General features: G+C 52.8%; 11 protein-coding genes. 9 read left to right on the forward strand and 2 right to left on the reverse strand.

The annotated features are described in order from the left end of the window. Nucleotides 1–34 precede the first annotated feature (34 nt). The 3 genes from aceE to lpdA all read left to right on the forward strand — a co-directional run bounded on the left by aceE (nt 35) and on the right by lpdA (nt 6,238). Nucleotides 35–2,698, forward strand: coding sequence for a pyruvate dehydrogenase (acetyl-transferring), homodimeric type (gene aceE / locus QWJ20_RS13580; protein WP_039483562.1), 2,664 nt, complete (start codon nt 35–37; stop codon nt 2,696–2,698). A 14-nt stretch (nt 2,699–2,712) separates the two neighbouring features. After that, a complete protein-coding gene (gene aceF / locus QWJ20_RS13585; RefSeq protein ID WP_205555729.1) occupies nt 2,713–4,599 on the forward strand; it encodes a pyruvate dehydrogenase complex dihydrolipoyllysine-residue acetyltransferase in 1,887 nt (628 codons plus the stop codon). Nucleotides 4,600–4,813: 214 nt separating this feature from the next. Then, nucleotides 4,814–6,238, forward strand: a complete 1,425-nt coding sequence (lpdA, locus tag QWJ20_RS13590) for a dihydrolipoyl dehydrogenase (protein WP_180744464.1) — start codon at nt 4,814–4,816, stop codon at nt 6,236–6,238. Nucleotides 6,239–6,300: 62 nt separating this feature from the next. Here lpdA and QWJ20_RS13595 read toward each other — a convergent pair whose 3' ends face one another. After that, complete coding sequence (locus QWJ20_RS13595; RefSeq protein WP_433992738.1) at nt 6,301–7,197, reverse strand: LysR family transcriptional regulator; 897 nt, start codon at nt 7,195–7,197, stop codon at nt 6,301–6,303. 115 nt (nt 7,198–7,312) lie between these two features. Here QWJ20_RS13595 and QWJ20_RS13600 point away from each other — a divergent pair, with 115 nt between their 5' ends. From QWJ20_RS13600 to QWJ20_RS13625, 6 genes are all read left to right on the forward strand, one after another. Then, nucleotides 7,313–8,506 carry a serine hydrolase domain-containing protein gene (locus QWJ20_RS13600; RefSeq protein WP_433992739.1) on the forward strand — a complete coding sequence of 398 codons (1,194 nt, stop codon included), beginning with the start codon at nt 7,313–7,315 and terminating at the stop codon, nt 8,504–8,506. Next, nucleotides 8,503–9,687, forward strand: coding sequence for an MFS transporter (locus QWJ20_RS13605; protein ID WP_433992740.1), 1,185 nt, complete (start codon nt 8,503–8,505; stop codon nt 9,685–9,687). The genes QWJ20_RS13600 and QWJ20_RS13605 overlap by 4 nt, the downstream gene beginning before the upstream one ends. Nucleotides 9,688–9,877: 190 nt before the next feature. Then, nucleotides 9,878–11,785, forward strand: coding sequence for a rhamnogalacturonan lyase (locus QWJ20_RS13610; RefSeq protein ID WP_433992741.1), 1,908 nt, complete (start codon nt 9,878–9,880; stop codon nt 11,783–11,785). 246 nt (nt 11,786–12,031) lie between these two features. Then, entirely contained in the window at nt 12,032–12,655 is a 624-nt protein-coding gene (locus tag QWJ20_RS13615) for a hypothetical protein (protein ID WP_433992742.1), read from the forward strand. A 224-nt stretch (nt 12,656–12,879) separates the two neighbouring features. Continuing rightward, nucleotides 12,880–14,058 (forward strand): dienelactone hydrolase family protein, encoded by a 1,179-nt coding sequence (locus tag QWJ20_RS13620; RefSeq protein WP_433992846.1) that lies wholly within the window; start codon nt 12,880–12,882, stop codon nt 14,056–14,058. Between the two features lie 113 nt (nt 14,059–14,171). Continuing rightward, the gene (locus tag QWJ20_RS13625; RefSeq protein WP_433992743.1) at nt 14,172–15,884 is read left to right on the forward strand and encodes a hypothetical protein; all 1,713 of its coding nucleotides are present in this window, start codon (nt 14,172–14,174) and stop codon (nt 15,882–15,884) included. Nucleotides 15,885–16,055: 171 nt separating this feature from the next. Here the strand turns inward: QWJ20_RS13625 and QWJ20_RS13630 are convergent, their stop codons facing one another. Further along, nucleotides 16,056–17,384 (reverse strand): MmgE/PrpD family protein, encoded by a 1,329-nt coding sequence (locus QWJ20_RS13630; protein ID WP_433992744.1) that lies wholly within the window; start codon nt 17,382–17,384, stop codon nt 16,056–16,058. Nucleotides 17,385–17,391 lie beyond the last annotated feature (7 nt).

Raw genomic sequence — 17,391 nt, forward strand, 5'->3', positions numbered from 1 at the left:
TAAACTAACTGATTAGAGAAGATAAGGAATAACCATGTCAGATCGTTTAAATAATGACGTGGATCCGATCGAAACCCGCGACTGGCTGCAGGCGATCGAATCGGTCATCCGTGAAGAGGGTGTTGAACGCGCCCAGTTCCTGATTGATCAGGTTCTGAGTGAAGCACGTAAAGGCGGTGTCAGCGTTGCTGCTGGTACAGCTGCACGTCAATACATCAACACCATCGCAGTGGAAGACGAGCCGGAATACCCTGGTAATCTGGATCTGGAACGTCGTATTCGCTCAGCAATCCGCTGGAACGCGATCATGACAGTACTGCGTGCTTCTAAAAAGGATCTGGATCTGGGCGGCCACATGGCTTCTTTCCAGTCTTCCGCCACTTTCTATGAAGTGTGCTTTAACCACTTCTTCCGTGCTCGCACTGCGCAGGACGGCGGTGACCTGGTCTACTTCCAGGGCCACATTTCTCCGGGCGTTTACGCTCGTGCCTTCCTTGAAGGCCGCCTGACTGAAGACCAGATGAACAACTTCCGTCAGGAAGTTCACGGTAACGGTCTGTCTTCTTATCCGCACCCTAAACTGATGCCGGACTTCTGGCAGTTCCCGACCGTTTCTATGGGTCTGGGCCCGATCGGTGCTATCTATCAGGCTAAATTCCTGAAGTATCTGGAAAACCGTGGTCTGAAAGATACCTCTAAGCAAACCGTTTATGCCTTCCTGGGCGACGGTGAAATGGACGAACCAGAATCCAAAGGTGCGATCACTATCGCGACCCGTGAAAAACTGGACAACCTGGTGTTCGTCATCAACTGTAACCTGCAACGTCTGGATGGTCCGGTTACCGGTAATGGTAAGATCATCAACGAGCTGGAAGGTATCTTCAGCGGCGCTGGCTGGGATGTGATCAAAGTCATGTGGGGCGACCGTTGGGACGAACTGCTGCGTAAAGACACCAGCGGTAAACTGATCCAACTGATGGAAGAAACCGTCGACGGTGACTACCAGACCTTCAAATCCAAAAACGGTGCCTATGTGCGTGAGCACTTCTTCGGTAAATACCCGGAGACGGCAGAACTGGTTAAAGACTGGACCGACGATCAAATTTGGGCACTGAACCGTGGTGGCCACGATCCGAAGAAAGTCTACGCTGCACTGAAAAAAGCGCAGGACACCAAAGGAAAACCAACCGTTATTCTGGCGCATACCATTAAAGGTTATGGTATGGGCGACGCGGCTGAAGGTAAGAACATCGCGCACCAGGTTAAGAAAGTTAACATGGATGGCGTGCGTTACTTCCGCGACCGCTTCAACGTGCCAGTGTCTGATGCCGACATCGAAAAACTGCCGTACATCACTTTCGATAAAGAGTCTGAAGAGTACAAGTACCTGCACGAGCGTCGTCAGGCGCTGGGTGGCTACCTTCCTTCTCGTCAGCCTAACTTCAGCGAAAAACTGGAACTGCCAACGCTGGAAGATTTCCGCACTCTGCTGGAAGAGCAGAATAAAGAAATCTCTACCACTATCGCGTTTGTACGTGCACTGAACGTGATGTTGAAGAACCAATCTATCAAAGATCGTTTGGTTCCGATTATCGCTGACGAAGCGCGCACCTTCGGTATGGAAGGTCTGTTCCGCCAGATCGGTATTTATAGCCCGAAAGGCCAGCAGTACACTCCGCAGGACCGTGAGCAGGTTGCTTACTACAAAGAAGACCAGAAAGGTCAGATTCTGCAGGAAGGTATCAACGAGCTGGGCGCAGGTTCTTCCTGGCTGGCGGCGGCAACGTCTTACAGCACCAACAACCTGCCGATGATCCCGTTCTACATCTACTACTCCATGTTCGGTTTCCAACGTATCGGCGACCTGTGCTGGGCAGCGGGTGACCAACAGGCTCGTGGCTTCCTGATCGGTGGTACTTCAGGTCGTACGACGCTGAACGGTGAAGGTCTGCAGCACGAAGATGGTCACAGCCACATTCAGTCTCTGACTATCCCGAACTGTATTTCCTACGATCCGGCATTTGCCTACGAAGTCGCTGTCATCATGCATGACGGTCTGCACCGCATGTACGGTGAAGCGCAGGAAAACATTTACTACTACATCACCACGCTGAACGAAAACTACCACATGCCTGCGATGCCGCAGGGTGCGGAAGAAGGTATCCGTAAGGGTATCTACAAGCTGGAAACGGTTGAAGGTAGCAAAGGTAAAGTTCAGCTGCTGGGTTCAGGTTCTATCCTGCGTCACGTACGTGAAGCGGCTCAGATTCTGGCGACAGACTACGGTATCGGTTCTGACGTATTCAGCGTAACGTCCTTCACTGAACTGGCACGCGAAGGCCAGGATTGTGAGCGTTGGAACATGCTGCATCCGACCGAAACGCCGCGCGTACCTTACGTGGCTCAGGTACTGAGCGATGCGCCAGCGGTTGCATCTACTGACTACATGAAGCTGTTTGCTGAGCAAATCCGTAACTTCATCCCAGCGAGCGATTACCGCGTACTGGGTACTGACGGTTTCGGTCGTTCTGACAGCCGTGAGAACCTGCGTCACCACTTCGAAGTGGATGCGTCTTACGTCGTGGTTGCGGCTCTGGGTGAACTGGCTAAACGCGGTGAAATCGATAAGAAAGTGGTTGCTGATGCCATCACTAAATTCAACATCGATGCAGATAAAGTCAACCCGCGTCTGGCATAAGAGGTAAAGATTACATGGCTATCGAAATCAACGTACCGGACATCGGTGCAGATGAAGTTGAAGTCACCGAAGTGCTGGTGAAGGTTGGCGACAAAGTTGAAGCTGATCAGTCGCTGATCACGGTTGAAGGTGATAAGGCTTCTATGGAAGTCCCTTCTCCGCAGGCTGGTGTCGTGAAAGAGATTAAAGTCTCTGTCGGTGACAAAGTTGAAACTGGCAAACTGATCATGATTTTCGATTCCGCCGACGGTGCAGCTGACGCTGCACCTGCTAAGGCAGAAGAGAAGAAAGAAGCCGCTCCGGCTGCTGCACCAGCAGCATCTGCGACGAAAGACGTCAGCGTGCCGGATATCGGCGGTGACGAAGTTGAAGTGACCGAAGTACTGGTTAAAGTGGGCGACACCGTTGCTGCTGAACAATCTCTGATCACCGTAGAAGGCGACAAAGCGTCTATGGAAGTCCCGGCACCTTTCGCAGGTACGGTTAAAGAGATCAAAATCAGCACCGGCGATAAAGTCTCTACCGGTTCTCTGATCATGGTATTCGAAGTCGCGGGTGCAGCACCTGCTGCCACTCCGGCACAAGCCGCTGCTCCTGCAGCAGCTGCGCCAGCGGCCTCTGCGGCGAAAGAAGTCAACGTACCGGATATCGGTGGTGACGAAGTTGAAGTGACTGAAGTGATGGTTAAAGTTGGCGATAAAGTCGCGGCTGAGCAATCACTGATCACCGTTGAAGGCGACAAAGCTTCAATGGAAGTCCCTGCACCATTCGCGGGTACGGTTAAAGAAATCAAAATCAGCACCGGCGACAAAGTTAAAACCGGTTCACTGATCATGGTCTTCGAAGTGGAAGGCGCTGCACCTGCGGCGGCTCCAGCGGCCAAGCAAGAAGCGGCTGCTGCACCTGCTCCAGCGGCAAAACCTGCTGCTGCGCCAGCTGCGAAAGCAGAAGGCAAGAGCGAGTTCGCTGAGAATGATGCTTACATTCACGCAACGCCGGTTATCCGTCGTCTGGCTCGTGAATTCGGCGTGAATCTGGCGAAAGTGAAGGGTTCTGGTCGTAAAGGCCGTATCCTGCGCGAAGACGTTCAGGCTTACGTGAAAGATGCAGTGAAACGCGCTGAGTCTGCACCAGCGGCTGCTGCTGGCGGCGGTCTGCCAGGCATGCTGCCATGGCCGAAAGTTGATTTCAGCAAGTTTGGTGAAGTGGAAGAAGTGGAACTGGGCCGCATCCAGAAAATCTCTGGTGCTAACCTGAGCCGTAACTGGGTGATGATTCCACACGTTACACACTTCGACAAAACGGATATCACCGATCTGGAAGCGTTCCGTAAACAGCAGAACGCCGAAGCTGAGAAGCGCAGACTGGATGTGAAATTCACCCCAGTTGTCTTCATCATGAAAGCCGTTGCCGCTGCGCTTGAGCAGATGCCACGCTTCAACAGTTCACTGTCTGAAGATGCGCAACGTCTGACGCTGAAGAAATACATCAACATCGGTGTTGCGGTTGATACCCCGAACGGTCTGGTGGTTCCGGTCTTTAAAGACGTGAACAAGAAGAGCATCACTGAGCTGTCTCGCGAACTGATGGCGATCTCCAAGAAAGCCCGTGACGGTAAGCTGACCGCAGGCGAAATGCAGGGCGGTTGCTTCACGATCTCCAGCCTGGGTGGCATCGGGACTACGCACTTTGCGCCGATCGTCAACGCGCCGGAAGTCGCTATTCTTGGTGTGTCTAAGTCCGCGATGGAACCGGTCTGGAATGGTAAAGAGTTCACTCCGCGTCTGATGATGCCGATGTCTCTGTCCTTCGACCACCGTGTCATTGACGGTGCTGATGGTGCTCGCTTCATTACCATCATTAACAATACGTTGTCTGACATCCGCCGTCTGGTGATGTAATCGAAAAGCCGGCCTGACGGCCGGCTTTTTTCTGATAAGCTGTTATTTGTTACAGCTGTCAGTGATCAAGGACAAATCGTTAGTCGCTTGTTGTTTCAAAATTGTTAACGATTTTGTAAACTACAGCGGCAAAGACACGTCCCGGTGGAAGAGGGCGTTAAGACTCAATAACAATGACGTCACAGACCCGCCGGAAATCAATTAAGAGGTCATGATGAGTACTGAAATTAAAGCTCAGGTAGTGGTACTTGGTGCCGGCCCCGCGGGTTACTCTGCTGCATTCCGCGCGGCGGATTTGGGTCTGGAAACTGTACTGGTAGAGCGCTACTCCACGTTGGGTGGGGTGTGTCTGAATGTGGGTTGTATCCCTTCCAAAGCCCTGCTGCACGTTGCTAAAGTCATTGAAGAAGCCAAAGCACTGGCGGAGCACGGTATCGTGTTCGGTGAACCTAAAACCGACATTGATAAAATCCGTCTGTGGAAAGAAAAAGTCATCACCCAACTGACCGGTGGTCTGGCTGGCATGGCGAAAGGCCGTAAAGTTAAAGTCGTTAACGGTCTGGGTAAATTCACAGGTGCCAACACGCTGGAAGTTGACGGCGAAAACGGCAAAACGACGATTACCTTCGATAACGCGATTATCGCGGCGGGTTCACGTCCAATCCAACTGCCTTTCATTCCTCATGATGACCCGCGCGTATGGGATTCTACCGATGCGCTGGAGCTGAAAAGCGTCCCAGGACGTCTGCTGGTTATGGGCGGCGGTATCATCGGTCTGGAAATGGGTACCGTTTACCATGCTCTGGGTTCACAGATCGACGTTGTTGAAATGTTCGATCAGGTTATCCCGGCTGCTGACAAAGATGTCGTTAAGGTCTTCACCAAGCGTATCAGCAAGCAGTTCAACCTGATGCTGGAAACCAAAGTGACGGCAGTAGAAGCCAAAGAAGACGGCATCTATGTGACGATGGAAGGCAAAAAAGCGCCAGCAGAGCCACAGCGTTACGATGCGGTTCTGGTTGCTATCGGTCGTGTACCGAACGGCAAAAACCTGGATGCAGGCAAAGCGGGCGTGGAAGTTGACGATCGCGGCTTCATCCACGTTGATAAGCAAATGCGCACCAACGTGCCGCACATCTATGCTATCGGCGACATCGTCGGTCAGCCGATGCTGGCGCACAAAGGCGTGCATGAAGGCCACGTTGCTGCCGAAGTGATCTCCGGTAAGAAACACTACTTCGATCCGAAAGTGATTCCTTCTATCGCCTATACCGAACCGGAAGTGGCCTGGGTAGGTCTGACCGAGAAAGAAGCGAAAGAGAAAGGCATCAGCTACGAAACCGCGACCTTCCCATGGGCAGCGTCTGGCCGTGCTATCGCGTCTGACTGCGCTGACGGTATGACCAAACTGATTTTCGACAAAGAAACTCACCGTGTTATCGGTGGTGCGATTGTCGGTACTAACGGTGGTGAACTGTTAGGTGAAATCGGTCTGGCGATCGAGATGGGCTGTGATGCAGAAGATATCGCACTGACCATCCATGCGCACCCAACGCTGCATGAGTCCGTTGGTCTGGCGGCTGAAATCTTTGAAGGCAGCATCACTGACCTGCCGAACCCGAAAGCGAAGAAGAAGTAAGTTCGCTCAGGTTCGACTAGCGTGAATTCAATCCGGCACCTTTTATAGGTGCCGGATTTTTTTTACGTATCAGAGACGGGAAATACGCGTGCGCAGAGGAAATCGACGAGTGCTCGTACTTTTGGTGACGGGTGTTTGCTGGCAGGCCACAACACATAGAAGACGCCGCTGCGTTCCACATAGTCGGTCAGGATCGGCTGTAGATGGCCGCTGGCCAGCGGTTCACGGATGGAGAAGTCTGGCAGGTAGGCGATCCCCAGCCCTTGCAGGGCGAAACAGAGGCGCGTTTCGATGTTGTTGCAGACCATTGAGGTGGGTAATGGCAACTCTGGTTCGCCGGGGGGAAGTCGTAGCGCCCATGGCTCCAGCTTGCCGCTGTTGGGAAAGCGGTAGTGCAGGCAGGCGTGCTGCATCAGATCGACAGGTATCTGAGGGGTGCCACGCCGGGTAAGGTAGTCTGGCGCAGCGACTAGCAGAGAACGGAAGGCGCCCAGCCTCCGTGCGGTGAGGCGTGAGTCAACGGGGTCTCCCGTCCGTACCACGGCATCGAAACCTTCCTCAATGACATCCACCATTCGGTCGGTGAAGTCCAAATCCAGTTCGATCTCAGGGTATTCACGCATGAATTCGCCGAGTACGGGCAACACCAGTGAGCTGACTAACGGCAAACTTACCCGCAGGCGTCCGCGCGGTACGGCGCTGGTCTGCGACAGTTCCAGTTCTGCTGCTTCGATCTCAGCCAAAATTCGCCGGCTACGCGCCAGAAATAATGAGCCTTCGGCGGTTAATGTGATGCTGCGCGTACTGCGGTGAAATAGCCTCACGCCCAATTTTTCTTCAAGCCGAGCGATGCTTTTGCCAACCGCAGACGCTGACACTCCCAGCAGTCGGCCAGCGGCAATGAAACTGCGCGTTTCGGCCACCTGCACAAATACCGCCAGGCCATTCAGGCTATCCATATTCCCTCTCTATTGCGGACAATTTGTTCCGTATATTAAGGAACAGTAGCCTACTTTTTCTTTAATTGTCGATTTTCTATCGTAACGGGAACACTCATTGATAAAAGGAACACCCGTGATAACTCCCGTATTTCCTCTGGATACCGGTGCCTCGACAGCCCCTCTCTCTCCCCGAATTCAGGCCGTCGTTCAACAGGCACTGGACGATGGGCGTTTGGTCGGTGCCGTCGTGCTGGTCGCGTGCAATGGAGAATTGATTCATCAGCAGGCCGCAGGATGGGCTGACCGAGAGAGCGCCCGCCCTATGGCGCTGGATGCTATCTTCCGGCTGGCTTCTGTCAGCAAGCCCATCGTGTCGGTTGCGGCACTGGCACTGGTGGCGCAAGGTCGGCTCGATCTGGATGAGGACATCACTCGCTGGATGCCGACGTTCCAGCTCCGGCTGGCCGACGGCAGCCCTGCTCGCGTTACCGTGCGGCAGTTGCTTAGCCACACCGCGGGTTTGGGCTACCGCTTTTTCGAAACTCATGCGGATGGCCCCTATGCACAGACGGGTATCTCAGACGGTATGGATGCCTCCGGCATCAGCCTGAATGAGAACCTGCGTCGTATTGCCAGCGTTCCCCTGCAATATGTGCCGGGAGAGGCCTGGGGTTATTCGCTGGCAACAGATGTCTTGGGAGCCTTGATCGAACGTATTCACGGTACGTCATTGAACGAGGCGGTTCGCCAACTGGTGACCGACCCACTGGGCATGCACGATACCGACTTCGTTATACGTGACCCATCGCGCCTGACTACTGCTTACGTGAACGACACCCCGCAGCCGCATCGCCTGACCGAAGGTGAAACGGTTTCTCCCTTTGAAGGGGCAATTGGCATCACGTACAGCCCTGCGCGCATCTTTGACCCTCAGGCCTTTCCATCTGGTGGTGCTGGTATGGCAGGCACGGCCTGGGATCTGTTACGCCTGCTGGAAGCCTTGCGTAAAGGGGACGGCGTTCCGCTGCCTGATGCGCTGATCGAGGAGATGGGACGCGATCAGACGCAAGGGCTGGAACTGCCCAATGCACCGGGCTGCGGTTTTGGCCTCGGTTTCTCAGTCTTGCGCGATCCGCTGTTAGCCGAGTCGCCCGAATCATCAGGCACCTGGCGCTGGGGAGGTGCCTACGGTCATTCATGGTTTGTCGATCGAACACAAGGTTTGAGCGTCGTAGCTTTCACCAACACGATGTACGAAGGGATGTCGGGGCGTTTTGTCACTGAACTGCGTGATGCCGTGTATGGCGAGTTGGAGGCGGCACGATGACTGCCTCACTGACCGATATACACCGTGACAGGTTGCCCATTGCCGCATTGCTGGCATTAGCCACGGCAGCGTTCATCACTATCCTGACCGAAGCGCTGCCAGCGGGCTTGCTACCGCAAATGGCGCAAGGTCTGGCGGTGTCCGAAGCCTGGGTCAGGCAAACCGTCACTATCTATGCCGTAGGTTCTTTGGCGGCCGCGATCCCGTTAACCGCGGCGACGCAAAGTGTGCGTCGCCGCCCGCTGCTACTGTTAGCCATTGCAGGTTTCGCTGTCGCCAATGCTATTACGGCATTTTCCGGTAGCTACGTGCTAACGATGGCGGCGCGTTTTCTGGCGGGTGTTTCAGCTGGGCTGCTGTGGGCGCTGCTGGCGGGCTATGCAGCCCGTATGGTGCCTGAACACCAGAAGGGACGGGCTATTGCGATAGCGATGGTCGGCACGCCATTAGCCTTGTCGCTCGGTGTACCCGCGGGAACCTTTCTTGGCAACGCGATCGGCTGGCGAATGTGTTTCGGTATGATGAGTGGTTTGGCCTTAATACTGATGTTGTGGGTACGTATTCAGGTGCCTGATTTCGCTGGGCAATCAACAGGCAGGAGGCTATCTCTGGGGCAGGTGTTCACCATGGCTGGCGTGCGACCCGTGCTATGCGCCGTGCTGGCCTTTGTGCTGGCGCATAACATTCTCTACACCTACATTGCATCGTTTCTCGCGGCAGTGGGTATGGTTGCACAGACCGGTTTGGTGCTGTTGGTATTCGGCGTTACATCACTGCTGGGTATCTGGATCGTCGGCGTGCTGATTGACCGTTATCTGCGCGCCCTGACACTCGCCTGCTCGGCATTGTTCTGTCTGTCCGTACTGGCGCTTGGCGTGGCAGGTGATGTACTGGCTGTGGTCTATGCGGCCGTGGCCGTCTGGGGGTTAGCCTTCGGCGGTGCGGCAACGTTATTCCAGACGGCTCTTGTCAGAACGGCGAAAGGGGGGACCGACGTGGCGCAGTCTATGTTGGTCACCGCCTGGAACATGGCTATTGCAGGGGGCGGTATCATCGGTGGTGTTCTGCTGGAGCGCCTCGGCGTTGCCGCCTTCTCTCCGGCACTGCTGGTGTTGCTACTGATTGCGCTCGTTGTGGTGTGGTCTGCCAGACAACATGGATTCCCCACCGCACGACGGTAAGGTGCCAGATTTTTTGTCTGTGATTTTTCTAGCGCAATAAATTGTCTATTTATCATACATAGACGTCATGATTTCTTGCCTTGTTTTCGTGATTGATAATTGCGCCGCTGTACTAGTCTGGCGTGGATATGCCTGTATGCAATTTGTACAACGGGAGTAAGGGCATTCTTCACGTAATCAAGGAGAGAAAATGAAACGCTATTTATCAACGCCGCGAGCAGGCGTCATTGCTGTTACATTGCTTGCTACACTGATGGGCGGTGGGCAGGATGGGCTGATGACGTCGGCTTATGCGGCAGGAAAAAGTAAGCAAATTGAATTGCTGGATCGCGGACTGTTTGCATTCAAATCATCGAAACATGTTTTCTTAAGCTGGCGGCTGTTTGCTACTGACCCTGAAAATATTGCTTTTAATCTCTATCGAGATGGTCAACTCATCAATCCTTCCCCTCTGAGTACAACGACTAACTTTATCGATCCGGATGGTAAAGCCGATTCTACTTATGCGATACGTCCGGTCATTAAGGGAGTCGAAGGGAAAGAGGAAATTGCTAAATCAGTCCTGAACGGCCAACGTTATCAATCTATTCCGTTAAAGAAACCTGCTGATGGGGTGACGCCAAAGGGTGACAGCTATTCCTATGGTGTGAATGATGGATCGGTTGGCGATCTGGATGGCGATCGCGAATACGAGTATGTGATCAAGTGGGCACCGAGTAACTCAAAAGATAATGCGCACTCTGGCTACACTGGCAACGTTTATATTGATGCCTATAAGCAGGATGGAACGCGGCTGTGGCGCATTGATTTAGGAAAGAACATCCGATCTGGAGCGCATTACAACGATTTCATCGTGTATGACCTGGATGGTGATGGCAAAGCGGAAGTGATGATGAAAACCGCCGATGGCACGGTGGATGGTACAGGAAAGGTTATCGGTAATAGTCAGGCGGATTATCGTAGTAACAACGGTTATATTCTCACTGGGCCTGAATACCTGACGGTATTTAATGGCCAAACCGGGAAAGCGATGGCGACAGTGGATTACCTCCCCGAACGTGGTGATGTGTGCGGCTGGGGTGACTGCTATGGTAATCGCGTTGACCGTTTTCTGGCGGGTGTCGCCTATCTTGATGGTGAACGCCCTAGCGCGGTATTTTCGCGTGGTTATTACCGACGAGCCGTGGTTGTCGCATGGGACTGGCGTAATGGCAAGCTGACGAAGCGCTGGACGTATGACAGCGGAACGGCTGGTGATGTGCTGAACACGGCGTATGGGCAAGGTGCGCACCACCTTCGTACTGGCGATGCGGATGGTGATGGGAAAGACGACATTATCTTTGGCGCAGCAACGATTGGCAGCAATGGCAAGCTATTGAATTCCACTGGTCTGGGGCATGGCGATGCGCTGCACTTTGGCGTTCTCGACCCTTCGCGTGCCGGTAAACAGGTGTTTATGGTACATGAGTCCGCGAACCAGTATGGTAATAACGCGATGGAAATGCACGATGCCGCCACGGGCAAGATCCTTTGGGGATACAGCAACGGTTCGGGTGGTGATAATGGGCGCGGCGTCTGTATGGATGTCGATCCCGCTCACTTAGGGGTGGAATGCTGGTCTTCACAGGGCGGGTTGTTTAATGCGAAAGGCGAGCAGATTTCCGATAAGAAACCATCGCAAATCAATTTTGCTATCTGGTGGGATGGCGATCTGCTGCGTGAGACATGGGATCGCACGACGATTGATAAATGGATACCGGCCAAAGAGAAAACTGAGCGGGTATTCAGCGCTTATACCTACAATTCGGGGACGTGGATAAACGGGACGAAAGCGACACCCGTCCTGAGTGCCGATCTGTTTGGCGACTGGCGTGAAGAGTTCATTATTCCTAAGTCTGATAGTAGCGAACTACAGATTTTCAGCACGACGTCGGAAACTACATACCGTATACCAACATTGATGCACGACCCGGCCTATCGGACACAAGTCGCGGCTCAGAATGCGGGCTATAACCAGCCGCCGCATACCAGCTTCTATCTTGGTGAAGGAATGACGTTTCCGGTGAAGTGGGAAAGTGTTTATACCGTACCTAAATAATGTTTTCTCGGCACGATGGCGATCGTGCCGATTTTCTTCCAACGTATCAGGTTATCTGGGGGGGTATCACGGATTAGTGCGAACTAAATGATTCTTGGTTCTGCCCGACTCAAGGTTAGCGAGGATAATGCTGTTGCGAAAATTGGCTAATAAACACGCATGATGTTTGGTATTATAGACCCCAACGAAGTGCAACAGGCTATGCTTATAATGTCACCAGTCCTCAACGATAGCGGGAGTTTTGATATGGCGATTCTTCCAATGTCATATAGCCCCGCCACTATGGCGCGGGAATATCGGAAAATTGGCGAAACGAGTGTGAATGGTCGCGCCGTGGATATTTATATCCATAATGAGCGGCATCATGCCGTTGCCATATATGGAGAGCCTGATGACGTTAACGGTGATTTACGGCATGTTGTTGTCGCAAAGATTGATCTGAAATCCCGTAACAGCGACGACGAAGCCGAAACTATTTTGGCCGTCATCGGTTATTACGAGAACCTGCAACCGGTGAGTGGCTACCTTACTCAGGTTGAAGGCGTGATTGTCACTAAGCGTGAACGAAACGCCAATGTCGCCAGCGCTATGTATAAGGCGCTCATTAACGACGGTATCGTGCTGGTTAGTGATAACGTTCAATTTCCTGGTGGGAAGGCGTTGTGGGCGCGTATGGCTCGTAAAGAGGTTGGCATTGAGGTATTTGTGTTCGACTCAGAACAACGTACTTTCTGGCCGTATGACGGAGAACGGATTCGATACGATGGTCGCAGCATTCCCGAAAGCGATATATGGAGCCTTGCGCCTAATGAATCGCGAAAAGGAGTTGTGCTGGTGGCTGAACGCAAACGAGACGAATCAGCCGCCTGATGTCGTTCTGCTCTGAGACGTTAAGCGATTTCAAATCGTTATTATGCAATAAATTGAACACTCTGATCGCTGACGTGTATGGTATTCCCCTCTGCGCCTACGCTGTTGCGACGAACCTTTTTTGCCAGTCGCTTCGCAGAATCCGCGTTCCGTCCGTTTATTTTTAGCGGCGTCAATTACAATCAAACCTCAAAAAGAAACGACGTTTTATTTTTGAGGTTATGATGAATCTTAATACCTTACGCTCCTCTGTCTGGCTACTGGCGGCTTTGCTGACCAGTCCTTCACTGATGGCGAACGATATGAACCCTACGATTCAACCCGCGACAGATCAGGCGGTGACGGATGAAGGACTGCCTTCATTTTATCCGCAGCTTAAACAGCAGATGACCTACTCGGACTCTTGGCTATCGGGGAATTTTACGGATTTTAGCCAATGGCAAACCCAGTCGAGAAAAACGCTGCGTTCGCTGCTCCTGACGCCGGATTCCACCAAAGACTTTGCCCCGCAGACGATGGAAAAACAGGATCGCGGCAGCTATACGGCGGAGAAGGTCGCCTTTAACCTGACCGATGAAAGCCGCGTAGACGCGTTGCTCCTGACGCCAAAAAGCGCGGGGCCGCATCCTGCGGTGATCCTGCTACACGATCACGGCGCGAAGTTTGATATCGGCAAAGAGAAGATGATCAAGCCGTGGGGCAATGACAAGCAGCTCGATTCTGCACAGGCGTGGGCCGATAAGTTCTTCACCGGCCGTTTTGTTGGGGATGAACTGGCGAAGCGGGGCTATGTGGTGCTGGCGGTCGATGCGCTAGGTTGGGGATCGCGCGGGCCAATTAAATATGAGCAGCAGCAGGCGCTGGCGAGCAATTTCTTTAATCTGGGGCGCTCACTCGCGGGTCTGATGGCTTACGAAGACATGCGGGCGACGGACTTTTTGGCATCGCTTGAACAGGTTGATAAGCAACGTATTGGCGTCGTGGGTTTTTCAATGGGTGCCTATCGTGCCTGGCAGCTCGCTGCGCTGTCCGACAAGGTGGCGGCAACGGCGGCGGTGTCCTGGATTGGCACGTATGATGGCCTGATGACGCCGGGCAACAATGTGCTGAGAGGGCAGTCGGCATTCTACATGCTGCATCCGGGGCAACCGACGCGCTTTGATTTCCCTGATGTGGCGAGCGTCGCCGCACCAAAACCGATGCTGCTATTTAACGGTGGTCAAGACAAACTGTTCCCGACGCAATCCGTTGAAGATGCTTACGCCAAAATGCACAAGGTGTGGCAATCCCAGCGGGCGGACAGCAAGCTGCAAACCAAAATCTGGCCTGAGCTGGGGCACGTGTTCTATCAGGAACAGCAGGAAGAAGTCTTTAGCTTTTTAGACCAATGGCTAAAGCCCTAGCCGTCAGTGCCTGAATTGTAATAAGTTTTTTGATAACATCAGCTTACTGATGCATGACTCGCCTCTGCGTGCCGCGGCATTCAGAGGCTTTTTAATTTTACAGGGACGAAGTGATGAGGAAATATCTGGGTATTATCATGATGGCGCTATGGCTGTCGGGCTGTAATGGAGAGGAAACACTGAGCGAGGGAAAATATCTGGTTGAGGATGTTCGCGTTGTGTTTGATAACAGTAAACATCCTGAAGCCAATAAAAACAGAGATGAGCTTCAGGAAAATATCACACAAAGCTTCAAAGGCATTAAAGACGATATCTACTTCAATCTGACGCCGACGCAGGTGATTTACACTACTTCGGATGGCGAATATACCAGGGAGATCAAAGATAACCGAGTACAGATAAACGGTATGTGGCACACGCTAAAAATCGATGGAAAGAACACGGTTCATTTTGTGTCAGATAAAAAATCAGCCTGTGCATTTTATTACTGTGAAATCACTATGGTATTGAAAAAGACAAAAGCACAGTCACCCGATTTACTCAAAATCCAGCAGCGTTTTGAAGAACGCAAAAAAGCCTATCAGGCGCAGCTTCTTGAAGAGAAAGAGGCATTTAACCGCGCGCCGATGGATGATTTTCCCGGTATTCCCTTTTATCCCGAAGAATATTTCACGATTAAGCTGCCGTTTAGCATGTACGACAAGCTGAGCCTACGAGAGCACGGGATGTATATTCGCAAGATGGGGCGTCTACTCATCGACCGGGAAAATAAAGACACGCAGATCTACACCTATCGGGATAAGCAGAATAACACCGACGTTGACCTGTTTACCGTTAGCGCGGCAAAAGAGGATTTTAATCTGGCTTTGTGGCTGAAAGGGCAAAAGGGCGTGTTATTCCAGTCGGAAAACGGTGCGGCATACGATAACCAACAAGGCAAATTGGAAGCCGTCTATTTTCAATATGATGAGGCTAAGCAGCGCTATTTTATTGGGTTAGCGAATGCTGAAGATGTCGTCTCGTTAGCCAACGCATTTGCTGTACTGCGTACGATGGATGAACGTTACCGCGGCGAGCAGGCATTGTCGATGTACGATCTGGCATTATCTCAGCCGGAATTGGAAGCGAAGTATGGCGTAAAGATCGCTGATGAATTTAAGATCGCAGAAATGCATCAGGCTATCTGGAAAGCACTCGAACAGCGCATGGAAAAGCCTGAGCGCTTTATTAAACGGAGCATGTCAAAAACGCGCATTGAAATAAAATTCCCGTCGGAAGTATTTAAGTACGATGTTTATTTTAAGGTAGCTCCTCAGTCGATTCCTGAACTCATGGCTGAAACCAAAGAGATCGTCCCCGAAGGTAAAGAAGTGGATAACATCTTTATTTATGGCGACAGCGCGTTTGTCGGCTATGAATACGATGTGAATGTGGGAAGTGGGCTTACATTACAATTTTTAGTCCCGAAAGATGCAGGAACGCTGCTGGAACGCCTGATGTTCCTGCATGTATTACGTCAGCTTGATGTGACGCGATTCCCTGCTATTGCCGCGCAAGAGAAAAAGAACCTGTTTACGTATGGCGAGGCGACGTCTTTTAAAAACAACCTTGATAATCGTTACTTCAAGGTAGAAGAAGGTCTCATCGACAGCACGGGCAAGTTGATCGTCAAGAATCCTGATGATGGCTATTTCAATTTTGACTATCGCTCTCCCCACATACTGGCGACCCACTATAAATCAGAGGGGGAAGGGAGTTATTCCAGAGTGCCGGGCGTGACGGTATTTGATGAAAAAGGGAAATGGCTTTCCCATCAGAAAGACTAATTCGATCTGACAGCGTGGTGGTTGTCGGTAATGGTATTGGCGGTCATGGTATTGCCAGTAAGTAATAGTATTGCCAGTAATCGTGCTGTCGATAATGATGATTATCGACAGCACCTCGCATCCTGCTAAAACAGCATCCCGTTAAACCAGCATTGTTAAAACAGTATTTTGTTAAAACAGTAGCCCAAGCAAATAGCGTAGATCGCCTTCCTGCCGTAATGCGCAGCGGTCGGCGATCTGGCTGCTGTCGAGATGCGCCAGCGAGCCGATGGTTTGCTGCAATTTAGCACGCAGATCGGTAGGGCGCGCCGAGGTTTCCTGACGTGTGGTGCGTTGGATTAGCGTGCTGCCGTTGCGCAGATGCAGCGTAACCTCATGAAAACGGGCTTCCGGGTCAAGCTCATCGGGTGGCGCGGTTTCATCGGCGCGGCGTATGACGCGATTCGCCAGCGCGGAGATCGTGGTTTCAACCGGGGCTTCCGAGAAATGTGCCAGCTTCAGTTCCCCTTCAATCAGCGCCGCCGCAATCACATATTCCAGACTGAATCGGGCTTCTACGCCGTTTGTGGCGTTACGGATAAAGGGAGCAACATCGCCGCCCGGTGGGAAGGTTACCGTGATCTGTTCGATAGCGTTGGCCAAATCGGCCTCTGCACCATTCTGCTGATGCCACTGTTCCCGCAGTGCAAAAGCCGCCTCGGCAGCGCTGTGGGTGCCGCCACAGGTTGGGTAGCGCTTGAACTCCAGACCGGGAGACAGCATGCGCCACGGCGCACCCCAGTTTTCAACCAGCAGTTCCGGCTGCTGTTTTTGATCGCCGTGCGCGGCAAGAAAGGCGTCAATCACCTGCTGTTCGTTGCCCTCAAAGCCCGCTAAGCCCAGCTTGACGGCGGTTAGCCCCGCTCTGGCGGAAAGCCCGGCATGTAGCGGTTTGACCGCAGAACCAAACTGCGCTCGCAGCCCAGCGGCCTGTGTGGCAGCCAAGCCAAGAATGGTTTGCGTTTGTTCTACCGAGGCACCAGCCAGACGTGCGGCGGCTGCGGCGGCGGCGATAGCACCGAGCGTAGCCGTGTTGTGGTAGCCGAGACTGTAATGACGCGGGCCGCATGCCAGCCCGATTCTGCCTGCGGCTTCCACGCCGATCACATACGCCGTCAAAAACGCCTCTTCCGTGACGGAGGAATCTTCTGCAGCCAGGGCAAACAGGGCAGGCAGAATGACGGTGCTGGGGTGACCGCGAAACGCCGGATGATAATCGTCAAAGTCCAGTACGTGACCGGCATAACCTAGGATCAGACTGCGCGTCAGGCTGTCCGTGCCGCTGAAGACCTGCTTTAACGGCGCAAGCCCGCTATCGGCAATCGCACCCTGTACGATAGGGAGTGCGGTGGAGATGAAGTCAGTCACTCCGTCGCAGGCGGCCTCTATCGCTTCTCGATTAGGTTCGCTATGGATGATGTGGTGGGCAAGCGTTGCGGTGATATCAGTCTGATTGGTCATGGATAGT

The organism is Pectobacterium sp. S5, assembly GCF_051707265.1.
GTDB lineage: Bacteria > Pseudomonadota > Gammaproteobacteria > Enterobacterales > Enterobacteriaceae > Pectobacterium > Pectobacterium polare.